General features: G+C 60.4%; 20 protein-coding genes. 8 read left to right on the forward strand and 12 right to left on the reverse strand.

Going from position 1 to position 24761, the window contains the following annotated elements:
- Positions 1 to 178: 178 nt before the first annotated feature.
- Both QZH45_RS13385 and QZH45_RS13390 read left to right on the forward strand, forming a co-directional pair.
- On the forward strand, positions 179 to 1417 hold the full coding sequence (locus QZH45_RS13385; protein ID WP_055136229.1) for a hypothetical protein: 1239 nt from the start codon (positions 179 to 181) through the stop codon (positions 1415 to 1417).
- A gap of 11 nt (positions 1418 to 1428) precedes the next feature.
- Positions 1429 to 1866 (forward strand): hypothetical protein, encoded by a 438-nt coding sequence (locus QZH45_RS13390; RefSeq protein WP_024780351.1) that lies wholly within the window; start codon positions 1429 to 1431, stop codon positions 1864 to 1866.
- Positions 1867 to 1870: 4 nt separating this feature from the next.
- Here QZH45_RS13390 and QZH45_RS13395 read toward each other — a convergent pair whose 3' ends face one another.
- The 5 genes from QZH45_RS13395 to xylA all read right to left on the reverse strand — a co-directional run bounded on the left by QZH45_RS13395 (position 1871) and on the right by xylA (position 9817).
- Positions 1871 to 4177, reverse strand: a complete 2307-nt coding sequence (locus QZH45_RS13395; protein ID WP_193385533.1) for a putative bifunctional diguanylate cyclase/phosphodiesterase — start codon at positions 4175 to 4177, stop codon at positions 1871 to 1873.
- A 307-nt stretch (positions 4178 to 4484) separates the two neighbouring features.
- Positions 4485 to 5621 carry a sugar ABC transporter permease gene (locus tag QZH45_RS13400; RefSeq protein WP_024780349.1) on the reverse strand — a complete coding sequence of 379 codons (1137 nt, stop codon included), beginning with the start codon at positions 5619 to 5621 and terminating at the stop codon, positions 4485 to 4487.
- Entirely contained in the window at positions 5622 to 7178 is a 1557-nt protein-coding gene (gene xylG, locus QZH45_RS13405) for a D-xylose ABC transporter ATP-binding protein (RefSeq protein WP_024780348.1), read from the reverse strand.
- A gap of 173 nt (positions 7179 to 7351) precedes the next feature.
- Positions 7352 to 8353, reverse strand: a complete 1002-nt coding sequence (xylF, locus tag QZH45_RS13410; protein ID WP_024780347.1) for a D-xylose ABC transporter substrate-binding protein — start codon at positions 8351 to 8353, stop codon at positions 7352 to 7354.
- A 147-nt stretch (positions 8354 to 8500) separates the two neighbouring features.
- Positions 8501 to 9817 (reverse strand): xylose isomerase, encoded by a 1317-nt coding sequence (gene xylA / locus QZH45_RS13415; protein WP_024780346.1) that lies wholly within the window; start codon positions 9815 to 9817, stop codon positions 8501 to 8503.
- A 152-nt stretch (positions 9818 to 9969) separates the two neighbouring features.
- Here xylA and QZH45_RS13420 point away from each other — a divergent pair, with 152 nt between their 5' ends.
- The 5 genes from QZH45_RS13420 (at position 9970) to QZH45_RS13440 (ending at position 13470) form a co-directional block, all read left to right on the forward strand.
- On the forward strand, positions 9970 to 11169 hold the full coding sequence (locus QZH45_RS13420; RefSeq protein ID WP_024780345.1) for a XylR family transcriptional regulator: 1200 nt from the start codon (positions 9970 to 9972) through the stop codon (positions 11167 to 11169).
- A gap of 77 nt (positions 11170 to 11246) precedes the next feature.
- Positions 11247 to 11579: a type II toxin-antitoxin system HigB family toxin gene (locus QZH45_RS13425; protein WP_055136137.1), complete on the forward strand. Its 333-nt coding sequence runs from the start codon at positions 11247 to 11249 to the stop codon at positions 11577 to 11579.
- Positions 11576 to 12211: a helix-turn-helix domain-containing protein gene (locus tag QZH45_RS13430; protein WP_055136136.1), complete on the forward strand. Its 636-nt coding sequence runs from the start codon at positions 11576 to 11578 to the stop codon at positions 12209 to 12211. Before QZH45_RS13425 ends, QZH45_RS13430 begins: the two co-directional genes overlap by 4 nt.
- An 84-nt stretch (positions 12212 to 12295) precedes the next feature.
- Entirely contained in the window at positions 12296 to 12919 is a 624-nt protein-coding gene (locus QZH45_RS13435; protein WP_024780342.1) for an SMI1/KNR4 family protein, read from the forward strand.
- Positions 12920 to 12969: 50 nt separating this feature from the next.
- A complete protein-coding gene (locus QZH45_RS13440) occupies positions 12970 to 13470 on the forward strand; it encodes a GNAT family N-acetyltransferase (protein WP_024780341.1) in 501 nt (166 codons plus the stop codon).
- Positions 13471 to 14161: 691 nt separating this feature from the next.
- Here QZH45_RS13440 and QZH45_RS13445 read toward each other — a convergent pair.
- The 7 genes from QZH45_RS13445 to QZH45_RS13475 all read right to left on the reverse strand — a co-directional run bounded on the left by QZH45_RS13445 (position 14162) and on the right by QZH45_RS13475 (position 22562).
- The gene (locus QZH45_RS13445; RefSeq protein WP_069018166.1) at positions 14162 to 15031 is read right to left on the reverse strand and encodes an AraC family transcriptional regulator; all 870 of its coding nucleotides are present in this window, start codon (positions 15029 to 15031) and stop codon (positions 14162 to 14164) included.
- A gap of 139 nt (positions 15032 to 15170) precedes the next feature.
- A complete protein-coding gene (locus tag QZH45_RS13450) occupies positions 15171 to 16121 on the reverse strand; it encodes a DUF3829 domain-containing protein (RefSeq protein ID WP_024780945.1) in 951 nt (316 codons plus the stop codon).
- Positions 16118 to 17773: a J domain-containing protein gene (locus QZH45_RS13455; RefSeq protein ID WP_024780946.1), complete on the reverse strand. Its 1656-nt coding sequence runs from the start codon at positions 17771 to 17773 to the stop codon at positions 16118 to 16120. Before QZH45_RS13455 ends, QZH45_RS13450 begins: the two co-directional genes overlap by 4 nt.
- Positions 17770 to 19476: a molecular chaperone HscC gene (locus QZH45_RS13460; protein ID WP_053192223.1), complete on the reverse strand. Its 1707-nt coding sequence runs from the start codon at positions 19474 to 19476 to the stop codon at positions 17770 to 17772. Before QZH45_RS13460 ends, QZH45_RS13455 begins: the two co-directional genes overlap by 4 nt.
- Positions 19477 to 19699: 223 nt before the next feature.
- Complete coding sequence (locus QZH45_RS13465) at positions 19700 to 20434, reverse strand: hypothetical protein (protein WP_053192220.1); 735 nt, start codon at positions 20432 to 20434, stop codon at positions 19700 to 19702.
- A 15-nt stretch (positions 20435 to 20449) separates the two neighbouring features.
- Positions 20450 to 21790: a GGDEF domain-containing protein gene (locus QZH45_RS13470; protein WP_055136191.1), complete on the reverse strand. Its 1341-nt coding sequence runs from the start codon at positions 21788 to 21790 to the stop codon at positions 20450 to 20452.
- 1 nt (position 21791) lies between these two features.
- Positions 21792 to 22562 carry a substrate-binding periplasmic protein gene (locus tag QZH45_RS13475; RefSeq protein ID WP_024780951.1) on the reverse strand — a complete coding sequence of 257 codons (771 nt, stop codon included), beginning with the start codon at positions 22560 to 22562 and terminating at the stop codon, positions 21792 to 21794.
- Between the two features lie 243 nt (positions 22563 to 22805).
- Between QZH45_RS13475 and QZH45_RS13480 the strand changes: the two genes are divergently transcribed.
- Positions 22806 to 24725 (forward strand): sensor domain-containing diguanylate cyclase, encoded by a 1920-nt coding sequence (locus QZH45_RS13480; protein ID WP_055136190.1) that lies wholly within the window; start codon positions 22806 to 22808, stop codon positions 24723 to 24725.
- Positions 24726 to 24761: the final 36 nt, after the last annotated feature.

Below are 24761 nucleotides of genomic sequence, written 5' to 3' on the forward strand. Positions count from 1 at the left end.
TCAGGGCACGCAGAATTTTGTCGTCTACAATTCGGTCGTGGTATCGAGCCAACGTCATAAGGATTGGAACGAATGGTGGCAACTCCTTCAGGCAACCCGTCAGTCAATCTCGAACAGATTCCCTCAGCGATAGCCTGCCCGAACGGGGTCGCTCTCCTGTCGAGGCTGCACTGAGTCAATGGCTTCCCGACTCAATCCCTTGACCCTGACCGTGCTGACCCTCTACGTCTGCACGGCAAATGCCGCCGACCCCAATGGGCCGACGTTCTCCGTGAGCAGTTTCGGCACGGTCGGCATGGTTCATTCCAGCGAGAAGAAAGCCGACTTCACCTCCAGCATCTACAAGCCCAACGGCACCGGACACTCGCGCAGTTGGAGTGCCGATGTCGACAGCCTGATCGGTGCGCAAGTGACGGCACGCTTCACCCCGGAACTCTCGGCGGTGGTGCAGGTGATCTCGGAGCAGCGTTACGACAACAGCTATCGACCCTACGTCGAATGGGCGAATTTCAAGTATCAGGTCACACCCGATTTCAGTTTGCGCATCGGCCGCACGGTGCAGCCGGCCTTCCTGTTCTCCGACAGCCGCAAGGTAGGCTATACGCTTCCCTGGGTGCGCCCTCCGGGGGAGGTCTACAGCATGATCCCCGTCACCGCGACCGATGGCATGGACCTCAGCTACAGGCTGCACCTGGGCGATGTCATCAATACCGTGCAAGGCAACGTCGGCCAGAGCACGGTCCGGATGCCCAACAATACGGGCGAGACTCGGGCCAGAGGCTCGTGGGGTATTTCCAACCTGACCGAATACGGTGCCTTGACCACGCGCATCACCTATCAGCAGACGCGCTTGACCTACGAGCCGTTCAATCCGCTCTTCGATGGTTTCCGGCAGTTCGGCGAGGAAGGCAACGACATAGCCGACCGCTATGACACCAAGGGCAAGGTCTTCAACTTCGTCGGCGTCGGGGCTATCTATGATCCCGGCGACTGGTTTGTCATGGGCGAATGGGGACATTTCGACAGCCATGCGGTGTTTGGTCAGATGAGTGCCTGGTATGTCAGTGGTGGATACCGGATCGAGTCGTTCACGCCTTATGTCACCTATGCGCGTTCAAAGACGCTGAGCGAAACGTCCACCGAAGGGGTGGACACCTCGACGTTGCCGCCGGCCCTGGTCGATGCCGCAGCGGAACTCAACGGAACGCTCAATGCCATCCTGGGCGCCGGCAGCCGCCAGCAGACCCTGTCGCTGGGTGTGCGCTGGGATTTCACGAAGAACATGGATGCCAAGTTGCAATACGACCACACCCGGATGGATGACATCACGACGGGCCCGTTGACCAACTTCCAGCCGGGTTTCAAACCGGGCGGCTCGTTCAGCGTGCTCAGCCTCGCTGTCGATTTTGTCTTCTGATGAGGCCGATCATGGGGTTTCTCAAGCGCGCCGGATGCGCCCTGGCAGGAATCACCTTGTACGCAGGCAGTACGCTGGTCATGGCTGATGTAGTGGTCGTCGTCTCGACGGCCAGCCCGGTGAAAGCGCTGGCGAGTAGCCAGGTGGCGAATATTTTCCTGGGCAAGGCCAGTCGCTTCCCCGGGGGCGAGCAGGCCACCCCAATCGACCAGGCCGAAGGCTCTGCTGCCCGCGATGAGTTCTACACCCGGTACACCGGCAAATCCGCCGCGCAACTCAAGACGCACTGGTCAAAAATCATTTTTACCGGCCGGGGCCAGCCTCCGGAGACGGTTTCAAACGGTGCGGAAGTCAAGAAATATGTCGCCAGCAAGCCTGGTGCCATCGGTTATATCGACGCGCGCGAAGTGGATGGCAGCGTCAGGGTCGTGTCGTCCGATCCCCAATGAGTAACTACACGTTTGTGTCAGTACGCGCTGTCTGTGCTTGCAGCAATACCTTGAACTGATCGGCGGGTACCGGTTTGTTGAAGTAGAACCCCTGGAATTCGTCGCACGCGTTGTCCCGCAGGAAATCGGCTTGCTCCTTGGTTTCCACACCCTGGGCAACCACGGTCAGGCTGAGGCTCCTGCCCATGGTGATGATGGCCTCGGTCAAGGCTCTGTCTTCTGCCAGGCTGGTGACGTCGCGGATGAACGAGCGATCGATCTTGATCGAGTCGAGCGGGAACTGCTTGAGCGCCGAGAGCGAAGAGTAACCGATACCGAAGTCATCGATCGCGATCCGGATATTCATCTCCTTGAGTCCGGTCAACACCTGCAGGGTTTTCCTGACATCCTGCATGAGCAGGCTTTCGGTGATCTCCAGCTCCAGCAAACAGGCATCCATACCGGTGTCGCGCAGTATCGTCGCAAGGTCGGTCAGGAGATGCTCATCGACAAACTGACGGGCCGTCAGGTTCACGGCGATGCACAGATGCGGCAGGCCCTGTTGTTGCCAGGCCACGTTTTGCTCGCAGACGGTGCGAAGCACCCACTTGCCGATTGGGAGGATCAGGCCGGTCTCTTCGGCCACCGGAATGAACTGCATGGGAGCCACCAGCCCCAGGTCAGGATGCGCCCAGCGCAGGAGGGCTTCCATGCCGGTGATCCGGCCGCTGCGAATATCCCGCTTGGCCTGGTAGTGCAGCCGGAACTCGTTACGTTCAAGTGCATGACGCAGGCCGAACTCCAGCGTCTGCCGTTCCAGCGACTCTGCGTTCAGCTTCTCGGAGTAGAACTGGAAGGTGTTTTTCCCCTGTTGCTTGGCCTGGTACATCGCGATATCGGCGTTTTTCTTCAGGGTCTGTTCGTCCTGGCCATCCCGGGCAAAGAGACTGATCCCGATACTCGCGGTGACCCGAAACTCTTGCTCTCTGAGGTGGAAGGGCCGGGCGATCGCGGCGAGGATTTTCTGGGCGGTGCCCGCCACATACTGTTCATCAGACAGTTGTGGCAGCAACACCACAAATTCGTCACCGCCCAATCGGGCGACGATATCGCTTTCGCGCAGACAACCCTTGAGGCGGTTCGCGACTTCTTGCAGCAACTGGTCGCCGGCATCGTGGCCGAGGGTGTCGTTGATTTGCTTGAAGCGATCCAAGTCAAGGAACAGCACGGCCATCTGTCGCTGATAACGATGGGCCTCGTGGATGTGCTGAATCAACAGCTTGCTGAACAGGCTGCGATTGGGCAGCTCCGTGAGGGCATCGTGGTAGGCAAGGTATTCGACGCGCTCGGCGTAGGCCACCTTGGCCTCGGCGGCCTGTAGCCGGCTTTGCGCAAGCTGCCAGCTCATGCGGCTCAGCAAGCCGGCGAACAGCGCCAGCAGAAGGCTGGCCCCCGCCGCACGCCGCAAATAGGTCTGGGCTTGCCGATTCACGGCAACCAATTGTTCTTCTTCGGATAAACCGACAATCACCGCAAGGGGAAGGTCATAGAGCTGACGGGCACTGGTGTAGCGCCGCACCCCGTCCCAGCTGCTGGTCAACAATGATGTCTGGAGGTCTTCGGTATCCGGTACCAAAGCGTCATAGTCGACCGTATCGCCGGCCTGGATCGACTCCCCGGTACGCCGTACCCGGAACACACCGTCGGTGCCCAACAACCCGAGCACACCCCGCTCACCGAGTTTCGAGGCGTCATAGCTGCTGGCGAAATAGGCCGCGTCGACCTCGACCCTGGCGATGCCCGAGAACGTGCCATCCGGCGCGTTGAGGCGACGACTGAAGCGCAAGCGCCACTCTTTGGTCAGGGGATCCTTCCAGGGGCGGCTGATCAGCAGCGTATCGTTGTTGCGCAATGTCCGCAGTTCATCCCGGGCACTGGCGGCTCCCGTTTCCTCCGCCCGGGTACTGGCCAACAGCTTTGCGTCGGCGCTGACCACACTGACATCAAACAACAGGGCCGGCGGCAACAACGCCCGCTCCTTGAGCTGCGGCAACGGGTTGCGCTCGCCCTCGGCCTCGTAGGTGTATTTGACGAGCTTGAGGGTTTGATCGATCTCACGAACCGCACGCAGTATCTGCGCTTCGTAGATCGCGCCGATTTCCTGGCTGACCGTGGCTGCGTTGCGCTGGGCACGGCTCTGTTCGACCTTGATGAGGTAGAGGGTGGCGGACCAGAGGGCGAGCAAGAGCAGGGCGGACAAGAGCGGAAGCAGGATATAGGCTTCCCTGAGATGACCGAGCCCATCTCGGAAATGGCTCGGGCTTTTGGACATGGTGTCTTCGGATGCCGTGATACCGGGAACCAGTCTCAGTCCACTTGTCCGTTGGATCGACATGATGTGCTCCCTGAATGACAGCAGCGCGTCCGAGCGAAAAAACATCAATTAATTAGAGGGAAACTATAGACCAGATATTCCCCTTGTTCCGCACGAGCCAGCGGGGCGGTGCGAAGCAGTCCCCGTCAACCCGTCTGACATACCGCATGCTCAGGTTCTGGGGGCGCTTCGCGCCCCAGCGGGGATAAATCCCCTCGCCACGGGTGGATAATTCCTACGAGATTTTCAGAAGGCCCAGGCCCCATCAACGCCGCCCCACGCGCGTACTCACATCCACCCAAACCGCCAGCACCAGAATGCTGCCCTTGACGATCATCTGCCAGTAACTGTCGACGTCGAGCATCGACATGCCGTTGTCCAGGCTGGTGATGACCAGCGCGCCAAGAAGAGCGCCGTAGACGGTGCCGGAGCCGCCGCGCATGGAGGTGCCGCCGATGAAGCAGGCGGCGATGGCGTCGAGTTCGCCCATGTTGCCGGCCGAGGGTGAGCCTGCTGCCAGGCGTGCGGTGTTGACCAGGCCGGCGAGAGCGCACATCACACCCATGATGCCGAAGATCCACAGCTTCACCGCCTGCACATTGATGCCGGACAGGCGCGTGGCCTCCATGTTGCTGCCCACTGAGTAGATACGTCGTCCGAACACGGTCTGGCTGGTGACGTAGCTGAATACCCCCAGCAGGATCAACAGGAGCAGCACTGGAACCGGAATGCCGTCGTAGCTGTTGAGGGTATGGACGAACCCGGCCAGCACCGCGCCAATCGCCACCACACGCAACACGTCACGCGCCAGAGAGTGTGCCGCCAGGCCATGGAGAGCGCGGTTGCGGCGCTGTTTCCAGGTCAGGAAAGCCGTGAGGGCGAACAGCAGTACGCCCAATGCGATACCCACGGTTTGCGGCAAGTAACCCTGACCGACGTAGACCAGCTGCGGCGAGACCGGGGCGATGGTGGTGCCGCCGGTAATACCCAGCAGGATCCCGCGAAACGCCAGCATGCCGCCCAGCCCCACGATGAACGACGGAATGCGCAGGTAGGCGGTCATGAAGCCGTTGGCCAGGCCGATCATCAAGCCACACAGGGCCACCAGGCTGAGGTTGGCCAGCAGCGGTATGTGATAGACCACGTCGAGAATCGCCGCCAGGCCACCCAGCAGCCCGAGCAGTGAACCCACCGACAGATCAATTTCACCGCTGATGATTACCAGCACCATGCCGCAGGCAAGGATTCCGGTGATGGACATCTGCCGCAGCAGGTTGGACAGGTTGCGCGGGGTCAGGAAACCGCCTTCGGTCTGCCAGCTGAAGAACAGCCAGATGACCGCCACGGCGATCACCAGTGCGAGCATTTTGTAACGGGTGAAGAGTTGTTTGACCTGATTCATCTACGCGGACTTCCGATCGTTATTGTTATGGCCATCGGGATGGCTGAGCGCAGCAGCGAGCACTTGTTCCTGGGTAAGCTCCTGGTTGACGAAGTCACCGCGCAACTGGCCTTCGCCGATCACCAGCACGCGGTCGGAAACCCCCAGCACTTCGGCCAGTTCCGAGGAAACCATGATGATCGACACACCCTGGGCCGCCAGCGCGCCCATCAGTTTGTAGATCTCGTACTTGGCGCCGACGTCCACGCCTCGGGTCGGCTCATCGAGGATCAGTACGCGGGGTTTGGTCAGAAGCATTTTCGCCAGCACGGCTTTTTGCTGGTTGCCGCCTGAGAGGCTGGTGATAGGCAGGAACGGGCTCGCGGTCTTCAGGTGCATGCGCGAGATTTCCTTTTCGATGCTGCCCAGTTCGGCTTCGGCATCGATGCGGGTCAGCTTCGAGAAATTCTCCAGCACGGCGAGGGTGATGTTTTGACCGACGCCCAGGTCCGGAATGATCCCTTGGCGCTTGCGGTCTTCGGGGACCATGCACAGGCCGGCGCGGATCGACTTGAGGGGCGTGCGGGTGTCGATCGGTTGGCCATCCAGCCAGACTTCTCCCTCATGACGGCCGGGGTAGGCACCGAACAGCGCCGACACCAGTTCCGTGCGACCGGCGCCGACGAGCCCGGCGATGCCGAGGATCTCCCCGCGCTTGAGCACGAAAGAGATATCGTCGACCCGTTTGCGCCGGGGATTATCGACGTCGTAGCAGGTGATGTGGCGCGCTTCGAAAATCACCTCGCCGATGTCATGGGGTTCGCTGGGGTAGAGGTTGCTCATTTCCCGTCCGACCATCTGGGTGATGATCTGTGGGATGTCCATGTCGGCCATGGCGGTGGTCGCGATGTGCTTACCGTCGCGAATCACCGAAATGGTGTCGCATACAGCCGCCACTTCGTCGAGCTTGTGGGAGATGTAGACGCAGGCTACGCCCTTGGCCTTGAGGTCACGGATGATATCCAGCAGCACCTCGATTTCCGAACGGGTCAGGGCCGATGACGGCTCGTCGAGGATCAGCAGGCGCGCCTGTTTGTTCAGCGCCTTGGCGATTTCCACCAGTTGCTGGTAGCCACCGCCGTACTGCGACACCGGGAGCGAGACGTTCATGTCCGGTACCTTGAGCTCACGCATCAGGGCTTCGGCGCGGTGGATCATCGCCGGGTAGTTCATGCGCCCGCCGGGCAGGGTCAGCTCGTGGCCCATGAAGATGTTCTCGGCCACCGACAGGTCGGGTACCAGGGTCAGCTCCTGGTGAATGATGACGATCCCGGCGGCTTCGGTTTCGCTGATGGACTGTGCCTTGAGCGGTTGGCCATCCCAGAGGATCTCACCGTCCCAGGTGCCGTAGGGGTAGACCGCCGAGAGGACTTTCATCAAGGTGGATTTGCCGGCGCCGTTCTCGCCGCACAGGCCGACGCATTCCCCTGGCCGAACCTTGATGTCGATGCCATTCAGGGCTTTGACACCGTCGAAGGTTTTGACGATGCCGTTCATTTGCAGCAGGTAATCGGACATGGCAAGGACTCGTGGGAAGGTCTTACACATAAACCTGCCGGTCAGTTCCCTGTGGGAGCGAGCCTGCTCGCGATAGCGGTGGTTCAGCTTGCATCAATATTGAATGTGCTACCGCTATCGCGAGCAGGCTCGCTCCCACAGGGACTGTGCTTCACTGACCGGTGGTGTCTAACTTACTGTCCGGCGATCTGTGCCTTGGTGTAGAAACCGTCTTTCTCCAGCAGGTCGATGTTGTCCTTGGTCAACGGCGTCGGGGTGAGCAGGATGGTGTCGACTTTCTTGCTGCCGTTGTCGTACTGCGAACTGAAAGACGGCTTCTCGTTACGCGCCAGTTGTACCGAGAGCTTGGCGGCTTCGGAAGCGATCAGCTTCAGGGGCTTGTAGACGGTCATGGTCTGGGTGCCATCGAGCACCCGCTTGACCGCTGCCAGGTCGGCGTCCTGGCCCGAAATCGGCACCTTGCCGGCCATTTTCTGCGCGGCCAGGGCCTGGATGGCGCCGCCTGCGGTGGCGTCGTTGGAGGCGACGATGCCGTCGATCTTGTTGTTGTTCCGCGTCAGGGCGTTCTCAACAATGCTCAAGGCTTCGGTGGGGTTCCATTCCTTTACCCACTGTTGGCCAACGATCTTGATATCGCCCTTGTCGATGGCCGGTTGCAATACCTTCATCTGGCCTTCGCGCAGGACCTTGGCGTTATTGTCGGTAGGAGCGCCGCCCAGCAGGAAGTAGTTGCCCTTGGGGGCGGCTTTCAGCACGCCGCTGGCCTGCATCTCGCCGACCTTTTCGTTATCGAAGGAAATGTAGGCGTCGATATCGGCGTTCAGGATCAGCCGGTCATAGGACACTACCTTGATTCCGGCCTTCTTCGCTTCGGCGACGGCGTTGGTCAGCACGGTGGCGTTGAACGGCACGATGACGATTACATCGACGCCACGGGAGATAAGGTTTTCAATTTGCGAAATCTGCTTTTGCTCGTTGGCATCGGCTGATTGCACGAAGACCTTGGCGTCCATTTTTTCCGCCGCCGCGACGAAGTAGTCACGGTCCCGGGACCAGCGTTCCAGGCGCAGGTCGTCGATGGAAAAGCCGATCTTCGGGTGTGCCGCATCGGCCATGACCGGAAGCGACAGCAGGGCCAGGGCGCTGGCGATTAACGTACGTTTTAACGTTTTCATGGTGGTGCGTCCTTTTATTTTTGTTTGAAAGACACTGCCTGACGATGAGCGTGATGCCGGTAGAACTGTAGAGAGTCGCGCTGCGCTGCGGGCAGAGAATTGTCGCGAGAATGTAACAGCCTCGCTGTGCCAGCGAACGCTACTGAGTCAGGGGTAGATGAACCGATTGACGACGCCTTCGAGCATCTCCTGCCGGCCGCTGACCGCCTGCGGATTCAGTTCGTTGACGAAGGCATGCTCGGCCAGCGAAGCGAGGCTGAACTTGCCCGCCAGCACCGCCTGACCGAACGGCTGCTGCCAGCCGGCGTAGCGTTGATCCTTGAAATGCTGGAGCCGGTCGTTCTGCACCATGGCCGCTGCACGCTCCAGGGCCAGGGCGAGGACGTCCATCGCTGCGACATGACCGTGGAACAGGTCGAGTTCGTCCACGCTCTGGCGACGGACCTTGGCGTCAAAGTTGAACCCACCATTCTTGAAACCGCCGGCCTTGAGGATCTCGTAGGTGGCGAGGGTCATCTCCTCGACGCTGTTGGGGAACTGGTCGGTGTCCCAGCCGTTCTGCGGATCGCCACGGTTGGCGTCGATGCTGCCGAAGATCCCCAGCGAGGTGGCGGTGGCGATCTCGTGATGGAAACTGTGCCCGGCCAGGGTTGCGTGGTTGGCCTCGATGTTGACCTTGATCTCGTTTTCCAGGCCGAACTGCTGCAAGAAGCCGAAGACCGTGGCGCTGTCGTAATCGTATTGGTGCTTGGTCGGCTCCTGGGGCTTGGGCTCGATCAGCAGGTCGCCCTTGAAGCCGATCTTGTGCTTGTGTTCGACCACCATGCTCATGAAACGGCCCAACTGCTCGCGCTCGCGCTTAAGGTCGGTATTGAGCAGGGTCTCGTAGCCTTCACGACCACCCCACAAGACGTAGTTGGCGCCTTTGAGGCGCAGGGTCGCATTCATGGCGCTGAACACCTGGGCGGCGGCACAGGCGAAGACTTCCGGGTCCGGGTTGGTGGCGGCACCGGCGGCGAAGCGCGGATTGCTGAAGCAGTTGGCGGTGCCCCACAGCAGCTTGATCCCGGTCTGTTCCTGGTGGCGTTCCAGGTGGTCGATCATCAATGCGAAGTGGTTACGGTATTCCTTCAGCGAGCCGCCTTCCGGGGCGACATCGGTGTCATGGAAGCAGTAATAGTCAACGCCCAGTTTGGAGAAAAACTCGAAGGCTGCCTCGGCCTTGCCGATGGCCAGTTCCATCGGACCCCCGGCGTGTTGCCAGGGGCGCTTGAACGTGCCGGCACCGAACACATCGGACCCCGGCCAGACGAAGGTGTGCCAATAGCACACCGCCATGCGCAGGTGTTCGCGCATGGGTTTGCCCAGGACGAGTCTGTCAGCGTCGTAGTGACGGAAAGCGAGAGGCGAATCGCTGGCGGGGCCTTCGTAGCGAATCTTGTCGACACCGGGAAAGTACGGCATGGGCGATATCCTTTTTATTCTTGGCGGTGTCTCGATACTAACGCCGGCCCTGTGGGTGATGATTATGAAAATCACCAGCAGGTAGTTCGATTTTGTATTGAGCTTCGAGGGGCGCGCGCCTAGTCTGTGTTCACCGGCCCAGGGTGAAAACAATGAAAACCGTCCCCCCCGTCCACCGCATTGCGCTGTTGTTCAATGGCAGCAAGATCTACGACCGCGGCATCATCAGCGGCATCGGCAATTACCTGAGCAGCACCCGCGCGTCCTGGGACCTCTTTCTCGAGGAGGATTTCCTGTGTCGGCTGAAAGGGATCGAACGCTGGCAGGGTGATGGGATCATCGCCGACTTCGATGATCCGCTGATTGGCGAGGCGCTGGCCGGGATCCGTTTGCCGGTGGTGGCGGTGGGCGGTTCCTACCAGGATGAGCGTGCCTATCCCAAGGGCATTCCCTATGTCGCCACCGACAATTTCGCGCTGATGAAGTTGGCCTACGAGCACTTGATCGAAGCCGGCCTCACGCGCTTTGCCTGCTTCAGCCTGCCCGAAGCACAAGCCAATCGTTGGGCTCAGGAGCGGGAGAAAGCCTTCCGTTCACTGGTGCAGCGAGATGGCGTGCCGGCGGAGATCTATCGCGGCATGGGCACCAGCGCGCCACTTTGGGACAGTGCCGTCGAACAGCAGATCGCCTGGCTGCAAAGCCTGCCCAAACCCATCGGCATCATCGCCGTCAGCGATGCCCGTGCCCGACAACTGCTGCAAGCCTGCCTGACCGCGGGCATCGCGGTGCCGGAGCAGGTGGCGCTGATCGGCATCGACAACGACCCACTGACCCGCAGCCTGACCCGAGTACCCCTGAGCTCAGTGATCCAAGGCACTGAAACCATGGGCCGCACGGCCGCACGCCTGCTTCACCAGATGCTGCACGGAATGCCGTCCACGGGCACGCAGATATTGATACCTCCCGAGGCAATCAACGTGCAGGCCTCCAGCCTGCATCAACCATTGGGTAACCCCTACGTCATGCAGGCGCTGCTGTTCATCCGCCAGTACGCTTGCCAGGGCATCAAGACCGCGCAGGTGGCGGGGTATGTCGGGGTGTCGCGGTCGTCGCTGGAAGCGCATTTCCGCAAGGAGCGGGGGTGCAGCGTGCATGATGAGATCTTGCGGTTCAGGTTGGCTGCGGCTGCCAGCGGGTTGGAGAGGACGGATTTGGCAATCGCAGACATTGCCCGCAATTGCGGCTTCAAGTCGGCGCAATATCTGCACACAGTATTTCGTCGGGAGTTTGGGTGCACACCCAGGCAGTATCAGCAGCAGGAACGCGACCGTTCTCCAGGGAGCGCTCTTTGAACGTCACCATTGCCGAAAAATTCCGGTTGTGAAAAAACACAACTGGAGTAGCATCCGACTCAGGGACAGGGAAGCCTATGGACATACTCAAGCCATCACGTTTTGACGCCGCTGCCATTCTGTACCCGAACGACAAGGCCGGGCTCGATCGATGCCGGCGCATGTTGAAGATGGCCCGTCCGACAGCATTCGCGGACCTGCAAAAACTGTTCGGTACCCACGGTATCGATCTGTTCAAGCCGAGGGCCACGGTGAATTGGGTCGTGATTGACGTAGGTGGCAACAATCTCAGGGTGATAGGGGGTGTCCACTACATCCGACAGAAATTCTACGTCAAACACATCTGCACACATGCCGATTACGACGTTGCCAACGTCTGGTATGCAAGAAACAAAGGAGTAAAACGATGAGCGCAGTCAGGAATGACTTTCAGACCGTGATCGCAACGCTTGGCGAGCTACACGCGGTGCTGGAGCGTCTGCGCGGTGAGTTCGTGCATGGCATCAAGACGCCCGCCGACTATGAGCGTGCGACCGGCCTGCTTGACGAACTCACCGACGGTCGTGAGCTGAGCAAGGTCGAGGAGAAAATCCTCGTCGAACTCGAAGACGAAATACTGGCCTACCAGCGCGACTCCGACCAGTTTCGCGAAGCCACTGCTGCTTTTGAAGCGACATGCACGCCGGTGCAATTGATCAGGGACCTGATGGAGACGCTCGGGCTCACGGGCTCGGACCTCCCCGAGATTGGCGACAAGACGGCGGTGTCCAAGGTATTGAGCGGGGATCGGCCCATCAGTCACAAGATGGCGTATGCGCTGGCGCAGCGGTTTGCGATGGAACCGGGTGCTTTCCTGGTGGCAGCCCCGGCGAAGGCGACTCCTATTGAAACCGCTCGCCCTACGGTCCGGAAACCCGCGAAATACAGCACTCGCAATGAGCCATTGGTCGCACACCTGGCAACAGAGGCCGGTACCGGTGAATACAGGGTGGCTGCTTCCAAAAAGCGGAAACCGACCGATAAGGCCCCGGCCAAGGGCTAGTGGCGCCGCTGATTCGTTCACTCAAATTAACGTACAGGCCACTGGCCGAGTACCGCCTCCACATCATGCGCTTGTGAGACTCCAATGATCGAATATCACGGATTGATCCTTGAACGCACCCATACAGGTGCCACGGACCTTGCTATCTCGCAACTGGAAGCCAGCCTTGGCGCCCGCCTGCCGGAAGACTATCGACAGTTTCTCAAGACCTGCAACGGCGCCTGCGTGGAATACGATGTCGTCGCGACCCTGGCCAACGGCGACGAGGAACTGATGAGTTTTTCGCTGTATGGGCTGGATCCGGACAAAGCGTATGAGTCCAATCCCTTTGAGCTGGAGCAGCTACGGGCGGAGCCCGGCTTCCCCGCGAGCGGACTGCTGCCGATCGGACGTGACGGCGGTGCAAGCCTCTTGCTCCTGGACCTGCGGGAGGGTCGCCAGGACGTGGCCGCGATGGTCGCAGGCCTGCCCGCCTGGACCGGCCGCCGCCAGCAAGGCGACGAGTACGTCGTGTTGGCGAGTTCCTTCACCGGCTATCTGGATTCGCTGCATTTGTCCCACGAGCGGATCGAGGAACATATCAATCACTTCATCGTCAGCCCGGACAGTATCGAGGCGACATTGGAGTGGCTGGATAAAGGCAGTCCGGGGTGGCGAGAGCGCTACCGGGCGCAATGGAATGCCAGGGTGCTGGATCGGCCGATTTGAAGGGGGGTGTAATGACGTGCGTTTCTACGGTTCCAACAGGAAGGACACTTATGGACTCCGTGAGGATTCGGGTACTGCAACGTTCTGATACCGAGGCATTGCTGGCGTTTGAATTGGCGAATCGCGCATGGTTCGAACAACATATCGATGCGAGGGATGCCGCTTTCTACTCGGTACAGGGCGTCTGCGACCATATTGCCGCTTATCTGTCTGACTTCGCCGCGGGAACCTGGCATCCGTTTGTCATCGAAGAGGCTGACGGAAAGATAATCGGTCGAGCCAACCTGAAGGCCATCGATGAGTCCGCGCGGTCAGCAGAGGTGGGCTATCGAATTGCACAGGGCGCTTGTGGACGGGGTATGGCGACGCTGGCGGTGAGACATTTGATCCAGGTCGCGCGGTCGCATTGGAGGCTTCAGCAGTTGGTTGCCAATGTCTACGTGGGCAATATCGGCTCGACGAAGGTGCTTGAACGGTGTGGTTTCCTGGCCGAACGTGCCTCTGCGCGTGACGAGGCGACGCAGGATCGTTGGTTTCGGCTTTTGACCTAGGGCGGTGATTGGTCCAGGGCGGGTTTGACCAATCCAATCTGGGAGCGAGCCTGCTCGCGATAGCGGAATGTCTGTAACACAGATGTTGACTATGCCTCCGCCATCGCGGGCAAGCCCGGCTCCCACAGGGTCTTGTGGCCTATGCAAAAGGCTGCGTACACCCCGAATCCACTGTGGGAGCGAGCCTGCTCGCGATAGCAGAATGTCTGTAACACAGATGTTGACTATGCCTCCGCCATCGCGGGCAAACCCGGCTCCCACAGGAGCTTGTGGCATACGCCAAAGGCTGCGTACACCCCGAATCCACTGTGGGAGCGAGCCCGCTCGCGATAGCGGAATGTCTGTCACACAGATGTTGACTGTACCTCCGCCATCGCGGGCAGGCCCGGCTCCCACAGGGTCTTGTGGCCTATGCCAAAAGCTGCGTACACCCCGGACCCACTGTGGGAGCGAGCCTGCTCGCGATAGCGAAATGTCAGTCACACAGATGTTGACTGTGCCTCCGCCATCGCGGGCAAGCCCGGCTCCCACAGGGTCTTGTGGCATGTCCAAAGGCTGCGTACACCCCGAATCCACTGTGGGAGCGAGCCTGCTCGCGATAGCGGAATGTCTGTAACACAGATGTTGACTATGCCTCCGCCATCGCGGGCAAGCCCGGCTCCCACAGGGTCTTGGTTACATCCCAAAAAACCTACCGCAGCGGTACATAGATATCTGTCTCCCATTGGTCCTTAGGTGTCTCTGGGTACACGCTCAGGTAGTGGAAGAACAGCGGCTGGTCACGAAGCTCTTCTGCGCTGTTCGGAAGCCAGTCGCGGTAGATCGGGTAGATGCTTTCGCTGATGAGGTCTGTCGAGCCCACGTGTCGCACCACGGCGCAGCGGCCGCCGGCGATGAGGGATTCCCGTACGCCGAAGGTGTTAGGTGTGACAGCCTGGTGTATCTCACCGCAAATGGCGAAGCGAAACGCCTCTGGCGGTGTGGTATCGGGGTTATTGAAGGGGATGCCGAAGGTGCGACTCGTTGCCACCGGCGATTGTCCGCTTTGCATGCGCCACTGGATGAAATGACGCACGCTTTCATCCAGATGCTGTGCCGGGCCGCGATGCTCGAGTGTGGCGACCCTGACTTCGGGAAAATCCACGATCTGAAGTTGCATGATGACGCTCCTGGAAAAGTGGGGAATTTCAAACGCCGCATTCCAGACCTGCCAGCTCGGTTGCTGCCGAAACGTACTCGGCGCCACGCCGAAGGCCCGCCTGAAGGCCCTGCTGAACGCTTCGGGGCTTTCGAAACCGGCATCGAGGGCTGCCTCCAGTACCGCATAATCTGCACGCGACGCCAGGCGATTGGCCGCCTGCCGCAGACGCATCAGTTGCACGTACCGTGCGACAGGCAAACCCATGTATGCGGTGAACTGCCGGTGGAAGTGAAACGCCGAGAAGTTCGCCACTTGGCTCAGCGTATTCACCGACAGGTCGCCTTCGAGGTTGGCGTCGATGTAGGCGAGTACGCTGTTGAAGCGCTTTATGTAGGCAGCATTGGTCGATTTGGCGGGCACCGGGTACAGGCTCCTGGAAGGACGTTGGACGACAGGATCGGTTATGCCGATAGGTGCTCGCCTAGCCGTATTTGCTCAAGGCTGTATAGCCGCCCTGAAAACACAGGACTGCTACGCACCGGATAGCCAGACCCGTCAATCAATACTGCTTCGCTACCGCCAAGTTGTACCGCGACTGCAACTCGTCGTAACCGGCCCGGGCCGCCGCCAGGTCCTGATTCAGCTCCGCCGCGTCGGCTCCAGAAGCCCAGTGTTGTTGCAGGCGATTGAGAGAGGCGAGCCATTCCTCGCCCGTCAGACTGATCTTGCTCCACACCGGCGGGCCGCCATCAGCAGAGCGTAAACGGGGAAGCGCCCGTACGAAGTTATCTGCATCCGCCCAACGGGTTGCCAGGGATTGATGCAGGTTCAGCAACTGTTGAGGCGTCAGTGAGGCGCCGTTGCTCATTGCGTCGAGGGCATTGATGGTTTGGCGTGCGCTGATCATGAAGCGCAGCGTGTACCAATGCTGGTCATGTCCCAGGCGCTCTTCGATGGATGCCAATTGCTCTTCGCGAATCAGTATCTGCGGTTGCTCCAGGGCTTGGCGCAAAGGTATCGCCTGGTCGCGTGCGTCCTGCAAATGCAGCGCCAGGGCCCGTCCGATGGGCTCGAAGGGAGGCCTGTCTTGTGCCCGAGTCGCAAGCCATCGTTCGGCAGCCTCGGCGTTCGGGCGCAGGTAGTCATATGCCCCGAGGTAGTTCTTGGCAAGGTATTGCAAGCTGCCCGGTTCGCCACCGCCGAACCACCGATAGCATGGCGATGGTTGCGCTCCCTTGGGGGTAATAACGTCGCCCGAGCCCATGCCGAAACCGGCAAAGCTCCTCCAGCGCCCATTCGTTTCCTGGGACTGGGCAACGAGGTTGCGGTAGTCGGTATAGCGCTGTTCCAGCAGGTCTGCGCCTTCTACCAGGCAGGTGTTTATCTGCTCTACCTCCTGCCAGCGCAAGCGGGTCCCATAGTCGATACGCACCGGGTCTATCTGTTGGACCAGCCAGCTCAAGCCCAACAACACGAGCACGGCGGTTGCGAACGCGCGGCCGCTGATCATGGCTGGCCTGCCTTGGTCGCGTTGGGCACATGCCACTGGTCGGCGGACAGTTGGGATGGGCAGGGGGAGGCCGTTTGCTGGCGGGCGGCGCAGGTTCGCTGCGGCCAGGCCTGCAGGCCTTCATTCGCGGCGAGGGATGCATTGCCGGCCAGGACGTTGCCCAGCAGAACAAGGGGGACCAGGATGCCGAGGAGGAAACCGACAAGTATGTCCCCGGGCACGCGCTCATAAACGCGGGAGAGAAGGGACGCGCAGCGTTCGGAGAACGCTTTCCCGCTCAGGACCGCCAATACGGCGAGGCTGTTGAAATACGTTACTGCCCCGAGAATACCTCCGGCCAGGTAAATGACTCCGCCCAGCAGCGCGACCCATAGGCTCTCGCGGATCGGTAGCGGGGCAGGGCGTCGCAGGCTCAGCCAGTGCCCCAGGCGTGCATGAAGCTTTTGGTCCAGACGCCAGGCGATACGGCTCAGCGGTTTGCAGACGGCATGGAGTCCCCAGGCGATGATGCCGAGCGACAGCGCGCGAAGGAGCATGTCGACCACGCTGGTATAGAACGAGCCACCCAGGCGATATTCCAGGAACCAGCTCATACAAGCGGACGCGCTGAGGATCGCCATGGGCACGACCAGGACCGGTGGTCGCCGACGCCGCGGTCGCCAGTTGTCCGGTGCAAGTTGCGGCATCTGGTACAGCAATTGTGGGTAGCGAAGCTCAACAGTGCGATATAACGCTTCGCAAGCCTCCCAATCGGTATCGCTGAACGTCAGGCTCAAGCGTATCCGGGCGTCCTCGTCGAAGGCTCCAAACAGCATGCGCGCTGCTTGAGACTCACTGCTGTCGAATAGTTGAGTGAGACGGTTCTGTTGCTGGACAAACGTGTGGCAATGGCTGCGAGCCAGAAGTTGACTCCACCACGGCTCGGGGCAGAGGCTGTGGTGGCCGGTCTGCTTCCAGCCCTGCTGCGCACAGATGGCGTCGAACAATTGTTCCGACCAGCCTGGTGCTTGCAGGAGTGCGATGGCCAGGCTCTGATTCAACCATTGGCGCGCATCCAACCCTTGCAGCCACGGGCTGGCAGCCAGTTCCCGGGCCAGTTCGAGGAAGCGTCCGGTGTCAGCGCAAGCTGCATTCAGGCGAGCCTCGGCCAGCTCCATGAGTTTGCCGCGCAGTTGCTCGAGGGTTGCACGAGGCAGGTCCTCGTGTTGCCAAGGCGTCAGCCAGTGCAGCTGTTCAATGGCGGCCTCGGCGAGAGCGTAATTGTCCTCGTCGATCAGGCAATGGTGCAGCAGGCCGTGTTCGAATTCTCGCGCGCATCCGTAAAGGCGAGCCTGGGCCAGGCGATCGGCGAGGTTGCTCGCCGTGATCGCTTCCAGGCATTGAACAGCCAAGCGCTGGGCTGGGGAGGGGGCTTGTGATTCAAGCGGCTGCGCAAGGAACAGGTCAATGGGCGCAGGCAGCGGCTCGACTACCACGTCCTCTTGCTGCCGCCATTCGCTCCACTCCAGCGCCTGTTCGTAAGCCTCACGCAGCCGCTGGAAGCCCTCGGGGTCTTCGTCAGGCCGATGGCGTTTGAGCAGGCTTGCATACTGGCGCTTGACGCTGCGCTTGTCGGCATCCGCTGGCAGACCCAATACTTCCCAACAGCTCATCGCCAGACATCCTGCTCCAACGCTTCGAGCTGCTCGGTGATCTGCATCCGTAGCGCGCGGATGTCGTGCAGTTCCTGGGTGTCGAGCATCTGCGCAAAACGCGTGGCCAGGTCATCGACCCGATGGCGCAATTCACCACGGCTTTCCTGGTAAAGACGTTCCAGCCGGGCGATCAACAAGGTGTTGGGCTGCTCGTCACGGGGATGGATCTTCAGTGATTCGAGGGTCTTGAGGCGCTGGGCGATCTCTTCCTCGTCGAGTACGCCGGCGTTGTTGGCGATCACCAGATTGCGCCGTTCTCCGGTCTGGACGGTCAGCGCATCGGCTTCCAGCAGGCCGTTGGTGTCATAAGTGAAGCGCACGTCGATACTCACTTCCCCCGCTGGCATGGGCGGCACAGGTATTTCCAGTTCACCGAGGAGAATGTTTTCGCTGACCTGGCGGCTTTCGCCCTGATAGACCTTCAACAGGACCACTTTCTGCTGGTCACGCAAGGTCACCACGCGCTTGACCTTGCTCACCGGTACCACGCAATTGCGCTCGATGATTGGCAGGTAGTGGCCGGTTTCGAGTTTGTTGCCGTACTCGACCGAAATCTCGATACCCATCGAATACGGGCAGACATCCGTGAGCACCACTTCTTCGAGCGCCGCATCACGGCTTTTCAGTCCAGCCTGCACGGCGGCGCCCAACGCCACTGCTTCGTCGGGGTTGAGCTGGATCGATGGGAAACGCCCGAACAGGCCGGCCGTCAGTTTGCGAATCAGAGGCATGCGGGTGGTGCCTCCCACCAACAAGACTTCGTCCAGCTCACTGGCGCGGATACGTGCATCGCGCAGGGCCGTTTCGATGGGGGCGCGAAGTCGGGTGAGCAGCGGGGCGTAAAGTTCAGCCATTGCCGCCTGGGTGTATTCGTGGCGCCATTCGTCCTCGCCCTGGCGTGCCGAGAACGTGGCGCTCGGCTCATTCCCGAGGGCTTTGCGCACGCGTTCGGCTTCACGGCGCAAGCGGCCGAACAGCTGTGTGTCGTCCAGGGGCAACGGGCCTGCGGCGGAGCCAGCCTGGGCGGCCACGAAAGCCTGGAGCAGCAGTGTGTCGAAGTCTTCCCCGCCAAGGTAGTTGTCGCCGGCACTGGCCCGTACCTCCATCACACCTTCGAACAGCTCCAGTATGGACACGTCGAAGGTCCCGCCGCCGAGGTCGAACACCAGAAACGTGCTGGCGTTGTCGCGCTGGTGCAACCCATAGGCGAGAGCGGCGGCCGTGGGTTCGTTGATGAGTCGTTCGACCTTGAGCCCGGCCAGCTCACCGGCGATACGCGTGGCTTTGCGCTGGGCATCGTTGAAATAGGCCGGGACGCTGATGACGGCTTCCTCGACCGGCTCGCCGAAATGTCGTTCGGCATCCTCGCGCAGACTGCGCAGGACCATGGCCGACAGTTCCTCGGCGCGGAACTGACGGTTGCCGAGCGTGGTAAGTCGGGCGCTGCCCATGTAGCGTTTGAATAGCGAAGTCGTGAGCTGTGGATGGGTTTGCAGACGTTCCAGCGCCGCGCGCCCGACCATCATCCGACCTTCGTCGTCCAGGCCCGCCACGCTGGGGGTCAGCCACTCGCCAAGTGCATTGGGTACCAGCTGCGCGGCGCCATCGCGCCATGCCGCGATCAGGCTATGGGTGGTGCCCAGGTCAATGCCGACAATCATGTCCGTCAACTCTCCTTAGTCGTTGATTCTCGATGGCGTTGCGTGCGAGCCGGCTAGCCTATCAGACCTGTATCGGCGAAAGGGTGGAAACCTTTGCCATGCCAGGCTTGCCTGATGTCAGCCAAGCCAAGTGCCTGTGGGAGCCTGCTCGCGATAACGGCGGAACACTCAGTATCGAGGTCAGCAGCCCCATCGCTTTCGCGCGCAGGCTTCCCACAATGCTTTAACGCTCTTCCCGCATGATCCGCGCCACTTCGCCCGAAGCCTCGAGCTGCTCGAAAGCGCGCTGCGCCCGGGCGACGATCTCATCCGGCGTGCTCAGACTGAAGGCCATGAAGACCCTGGCAGGGCGTTCATCGAAGGAGTAGACCTCCTCCAGGTCGGCGAACGCCACATGCTCTTCGTCGCAGATGATCCGTGCCGCGTTCTCCGGCATTGGCAAGAGCTGGACCTGACGGTGGAGCAGTTTCTGGAAGTTATCGCGACGATCCGCCGATACCACCAACCGGGTAAATCCCTGTTGTTGCATGAGCAACTGCTTGGAATCGTTGCGTACCACGCCCACGGTGTAGAGCTTGGCATCCTCGAGATTGCTCAGGGTAATGTCGTGGCGCTCGCGCAGCTTGTAGAGTTTGATGGTCACCCGCTCCAGTTCGCCCACCCACTTGAACAACGGCTCTCGCAACACCGTGCGGTCCATGGGATAGATCAGTACATTGGGCTCATGCAGGGCCTTATCGTAAGCCCGGGCCCAGGGGTACAGCAGGATATGGTGGTCGGTCAGCCCGGCTTTATCCAGGGTTTGCTCGACGACGCGGGTGCCCGGCCCGACGAGTTTGCCGTCGCGCAGATACGCGTACAGCGAGTCTTCGGTGACGACTTCGATCCCCTCGGCGTGACTGTGCAGGCTGGTCAAGGCCAAGAGCAAACATAAGCAGAGCGTCAGTCGATAGTGCATAAAGGCCTCACTGGTTTAGAAGGCAACGCAATTACGTCCTTGATGTTTCGCCCGATACAAAGCCTGGTCGGCACGTTGCAGCAACAGGTCGAAGTGATCCATGGTCTGAGGGTCAAGCTCGGCGACGCCGATGCTCAGGGTGACAAAGGGGGATACTGCTGAGGCGCTATGGGGCAGTTCGCGCTTGGCCAGGCTGGCACGGACCCGTTGGGCCGCGTCGTAGGCCTGTTCTGCGTTGAAGTTGGGCAGCATCACGACGAACTCCTCGCCACCCATCCGTGCGGTCAGCTCGCCCGAGCGTCCGAAGACGCCGCGAAGGGTTTCGGCAATTTGCTGCAGGCACTGGTCACCCTGTATATGGCCGTAGGTGTCGTTGTAGAGCTTGAAAAAATCGACGTCGCACATGAGCACCGACAGTGGGGTCTTATGGCGAAGCGCACGACGAAATTCGACTTCCTTCAGTTCATCGAAATAACGACGGTTGGGCAGCCCGGTCAACGGATCCTGGCGTGACAGGGCTTCGAGCGCCTGGTTGGCCGCCTTGAGTTCTGCAGTACGCGCCTCGACCAGCTCGGCCAGTTGATCCCGGCTGGCCTCCATGGCCCGTTCATCCAGGCGCTGGCGTTCCAAGTGAGTATGAAGGTTGTCCTGGAGTTCGTTGAGCTGGGATTCGAGCAGGCTCAGTTCGTCCTGGCGGCGCACCGAACGCTGCAGCTTGAAGTGCTGCCTGAGGGTCTGTGGCGTCAGTTGGCCCAGGTGCCGGGCAATGTGGATGACATGCACGGTCACCAGGCGATTGAATACGGTCATGACCAACCCGGCCAGCAGCAGCGATTGGATCACCTGGGTGATGACGATACTGCGCACTTCACTCCAGAGCCGTTCCCAGAGCAGGTTGTTATCGCCTTCGATGCTCAGCTCACCGACCTTTTCGCTGGCGCCTTCGTAGGGTTGCGCGATGAGTTCATGTTGCAGCACGGGCGCCGGGCCGGACATGACGACGGCGTATCGATTGAGTTCGATGATCTCGGGCGATTGACCGGGCCGCAGGATCTTGAGCACCACGCGACCCACCGGCGCGGCCTTGGCGACGCTGGAGAGTTGCTTGCCCAGGGATTCACGGTCCAGTTCCCAGATGGCGTGGGACAAGGTGTTCTGGAACACCTGATCGATCAGGACCAGCTCCGAGTTCATTTCCGTCAGGTTGTTTTCCCAGGCGAGCCAGGTGCGCAACGTGACCATTGCCAGGGTAAAAAGGAGGCAGAACAACAGTGTCGCGAGTACCAGGCGACGCCCTAGCGAGCTGAACGCCTTGACCTGTGGCTGGGCTGAAGGAGTCTCGGAGTTACGCGCCATCTCATAGCCATTTGTGCAGGATGGCGTCGTAGACGCCATTGCGGTGGATGGCTTCCAGGCCGGCGCGGAATTTCTCTACGATCTCGGTCGGCGTCTTTCGGCTGAACGCCATGCTCAGGCCTGCATCGCTGCTTAAATCGGGAATCGGCAGCGAACGTACCAGCACCTCGGCCGGATTTTCACCGTTCTGGCGAACCAGGTATTGCGCGTTGAGTTCGTTGGAAATCCACATCTCCACATGGTCGACTTTGAGCTTGCGGTAGTTGTGCTCGTACTTGGTGCTCGACTGCAGTTCCTCGCCGATACGAAAACCCTTCGAAACCAGGTATTGCTCGCCCACGTCCTGGTTGACGGTGGCGATCTGGTGACCGCGGGCATCGTCCAGCGAGTTGAGCTTTACGGGACGGTCAGCCAGCGAATACAGATACCAGCGGGTCGGCGCGATGGCGCCGACCCATTGGAAAAGCGATTCGCGTTCAGGGGTGCGGGCGATGGAGTAGATCAGCACGTTATTGTCATCGAGCGCTGTTTGATAGGCACGCGCCCAGGGCATGGACTGGATCGGAGCCTGCATACCGACCTCCTTGAGCACGGCCTGGACCACCTCGGTGCTCATGCCGGTCATCCGCCCGTCCTGCGTCATGTTATAGGGCGGCAGTTCCTCCGTAACGATGCGCAGCGCGGGCTCTGCCGCGGCATTCGGCGAGAATCCGCTTGCAGCCATGAGCATCAGAACGCCAAGCACCAGCAAACGGTCAAGCGACAGGACCATCGAAAATTACCCTAAGAAACCGGCAGGACACGGTGGGGCCAAAGAAGCCTCTCCTCGATAGTTATCGGCTGGGTTGACTCAGGCTTGAGTCGCGCCTGTCGTCGTTCGTCACCTGGTGGGATGGAAGGCTCGTCCGGCGGATTGGCGTGAAAGTCGTCTGGAAAACTCCAGCCTTGGGCGGTCGAGCCGATATAGCTCATAGGCGCATTGGCGTTGGCGAGATGTTGGATCGGAGAGCAAGCGATGGTGCAAGAAGACTCAGGTTTCACCTCCAGCAAACGCTCACTCACAGCCCGTGCGCTGCGCCTGGCAGTCCTGCGGATCGGCCTGGTTTCATTGTGTGCCGGTGCGATTTCCTATTATGTGAACCTGTCCTCGCTGGAAAAAGCGATTACCACGCAATTGTTGCTCTCCACCGAGCAGACCTTGCAACGCGAATCTCTGCCATTCAACGAAATAAAGGACCTGCAGCGCAATTTCCTCAGCGAGTTCAAGAGTATCCTGGCCAATCCGGAAAGCCGGGCTGCACTGGTGCAGGACTTCGACCGGATCTTCTACCGGCACGAAGACGGTTCCTATACCCAGCGACCAATGCTGTTCGAAGGCGACCCGCTGCCGGATGGCCGTCGCTTCGCCGGAATGTCAGCCACTTACGCGCCCGACATTCCACCCAACGATGACATCAAGGCGCGGTTTGCCCTGTCGTATATCCTCTCGTACAAATACGGTTCCAGTGCTAAGGGGCGGCTGTTCAATTTCTATGGCGTGGTGCCGGAGAAGGGCTTTCCCATCTACCAGCAGGCCGACATCGCCAAGGTCTTTACCTATTCGGGGGCGGATGCCCTGAAGCTGGAGACCTATGAGTTCTATGCGCGGGGCTTTGCGAGCCCCGGCAGCGAAACGCTGTTCACCCGGATGTACTGGGATGCCTCCAACAACGCCTGGATGACCACGGTCGCCACGCCCGACGTGGCCGACACCTCCGGCAAGCACCAGATCCTGGCCTGTGTCGATGTGCTGCTCGATGAACTCATGAAGCGCACGGCCAAACCCTTCGTGGACGGTGCATACAGCACCATGTTCATCGCCGATGGCGACGGCACGCTGATCTACTACCCGGGCAAGATGGATCAGGTCGAAGCCAGCGAAGGCAAGGCCTCCATCCGTTCGCTCGGGCTGGACGGCGACTATCCGCTTCTTGATACAGTGCCCTCGCTGGCGCCCGGCCAGGCAGTGGTGGTGCAGACACGCGACGACATTGTCGCGATGGGCATCGTGCCCGGTACGCCTTGGGCGCTCGCCGTGCACTTTCCCCGGGCGCAGATGGTGCCGGCAATTGTCGACAACCTGCTGATCGTGGTTGCCCTGGGACTGCTGACCCTGCTGGTGGAAATCTTCATCCTGCGTTCCATTCTGCAGAAACAAGTGGCCATTCCACTGTTTCGCCTGATGCAGGCGACACGTTCGCTTGGTTTGTCCAGGGAACGCCTGAGCCACGACATGCTGCCGATCCGCTCCGCCGACGAAATTGGCGAACTGGCCCGAGACTTTGCCTCGATGGCGGATCGGATCCAGGACGCCCAGGAGCAATTGGAACTCAAGGTCAAGGACCGGACTGCGGCGCTTGAGGAGGCCAATCGTCAGTTGGTTGTGCTGAGCACCACTGATGGCCTGACGGGAATTGCCAACCGCCGTCATTTCGATGAAGTCCTGGTTAATGAATGGCGACGCTCGGTGCGTACGGGAAGCCTGCTGTCGCTGATGCTGATCGATGTGGACTTGTTCAAGAGCTATAACGACCATTATGGGCATCAGGCTGGCGACGACTGTCTGCGAAGCATTGCCAATACACTGAAGGTCCATGCCCAGCGAGCCGGTGATCTGGTGGCGCGCTATGGGGGCGAAGAGTTTGTCCTTATCACCACGGCCCCCAATATCGAGAGCGCGCTACGGCATGCCCAGGCTCTGGGCGAAGCCGTGGAAGCCATGGCGCGGCCCCATGCCAGGTCGCCGTTCGGCTTCGTGACGGTGAGCATTGGCCTGGCAGTCATGGTGCTCATGGAGGAGGTGACGGCGCAAGACCTGCTCAAGCAAGCCGACCAGGCGCTCTACATGGCCAAGGCCCGGGGCCGCAATCAAACCATGCTGGCGAATGCTTCGTGATCCTGGGCCTGACGTTGCGGCGCAAACGCCAAACTC

The sequence above is a fragment of the Pseudomonas corrugata genome (genome assembly GCF_050920615.1).
In the GTDB taxonomy this organism is placed as follows: Bacteria; Pseudomonadota; Gammaproteobacteria; order Pseudomonadales; family Pseudomonadaceae; genus Aquipseudomonas; species Aquipseudomonas corrugata.

What these genes read in the sequence shown, in the direction of transcription:
- QZH45_RS13385 (WP_055136229.1), top strand. Translation starts at nt 179, where the DNA reads ATGGCTTCCCGACTCAATCCCTTGACCCTGACCGTGCTGACCCTCTAC.
- QZH45_RS13390 (WP_024780351.1), top strand. Translation starts at nt 1,429, where the DNA reads ATGGGGTTTCTCAAGCGCGCCGGATGCGCCCTGGCAGGAATCACCTTG.
- QZH45_RS13395 (WP_193385533.1), bottom strand. Translation starts at nt 4,177, where the DNA reads ATGTCCAAAAGCCCGAGCCATTTCCGAGATGGGCTCGGTCATCTCAGG.
- QZH45_RS13400 (WP_024780349.1), bottom strand. Translation starts at nt 5,621, where the DNA reads ATGAATCAGGTCAAACAACTCTTCACCCGTTACAAAATGCTCGCACTG.
- xylG (WP_024780348.1), bottom strand. Translation starts at nt 7,178, where the DNA reads ATGTCCGATTACCTGCTGCAAATGAACGGCATCGTCAAAACCTTCGAC.
- xylF (WP_024780347.1), bottom strand. Translation starts at nt 8,353, where the DNA reads ATGAAAACGTTAAAACGTACGTTAATCGCCAGCGCCCTGGCCCTGCTG.
- xylA (WP_024780346.1), bottom strand. Translation starts at nt 9,817, where the DNA reads ATGCCGTACTTTCCCGGTGTCGACAAGATTCGCTACGAAGGCCCCGCC.
- QZH45_RS13420 (WP_024780345.1), top strand. Translation starts at nt 9,970, where the DNA reads ATGAAAACCGTCCCCCCCGTCCACCGCATTGCGCTGTTGTTCAATGGC.
- QZH45_RS13425 (WP_055136137.1), top strand. Translation starts at nt 11,247, where the DNA reads ATGGACATACTCAAGCCATCACGTTTTGACGCCGCTGCCATTCTGTAC.
- QZH45_RS13430 (WP_055136136.1), top strand. Translation starts at nt 11,576, where the DNA reads ATGAGCGCAGTCAGGAATGACTTTCAGACCGTGATCGCAACGCTTGGC.
- QZH45_RS13435 (WP_024780342.1), top strand. Translation starts at nt 12,296, where the DNA reads ATGATCGAATATCACGGATTGATCCTTGAACGCACCCATACAGGTGCC.
- QZH45_RS13440 (WP_024780341.1), top strand. Translation starts at nt 12,970, where the DNA reads ATGGACTCCGTGAGGATTCGGGTACTGCAACGTTCTGATACCGAGGCA.
- QZH45_RS13450 (WP_024780945.1), bottom strand. Translation starts at nt 16,121, where the DNA reads ATGATCAGCGGCCGCGCGTTCGCAACCGCCGTGCTCGTGTTGTTGGGC.
- QZH45_RS13455 (WP_024780946.1), bottom strand. Translation starts at nt 17,773, where the DNA reads ATGAGCTGTTGGGAAGTATTGGGTCTGCCAGCGGATGCCGACAAGCGC.
- QZH45_RS13460 (WP_053192223.1), bottom strand. Translation starts at nt 19,476, where the DNA reads ATGATTGTCGGCATTGACCTGGGCACCACCCATAGCCTGATCGCGGCA.
- QZH45_RS13465 (WP_053192220.1), bottom strand. Translation starts at nt 20,434, where the DNA reads ATGCACTATCGACTGACGCTCTGCTTATGTTTGCTCTTGGCCTTGACC.
- QZH45_RS13470 (WP_055136191.1), bottom strand. Translation starts at nt 21,790, where the DNA reads ATGGCGCGTAACTCCGAGACTCCTTCAGCCCAGCCACAGGTCAAGGCG.
- QZH45_RS13475 (WP_024780951.1), bottom strand. Translation starts at nt 22,562, where the DNA reads ATGGTCCTGTCGCTTGACCGTTTGCTGGTGCTTGGCGTTCTGATGCTC.
- QZH45_RS13480 (WP_055136190.1), top strand. Translation starts at nt 22,806, where the DNA reads ATGGTGCAAGAAGACTCAGGTTTCACCTCCAGCAAACGCTCACTCACA.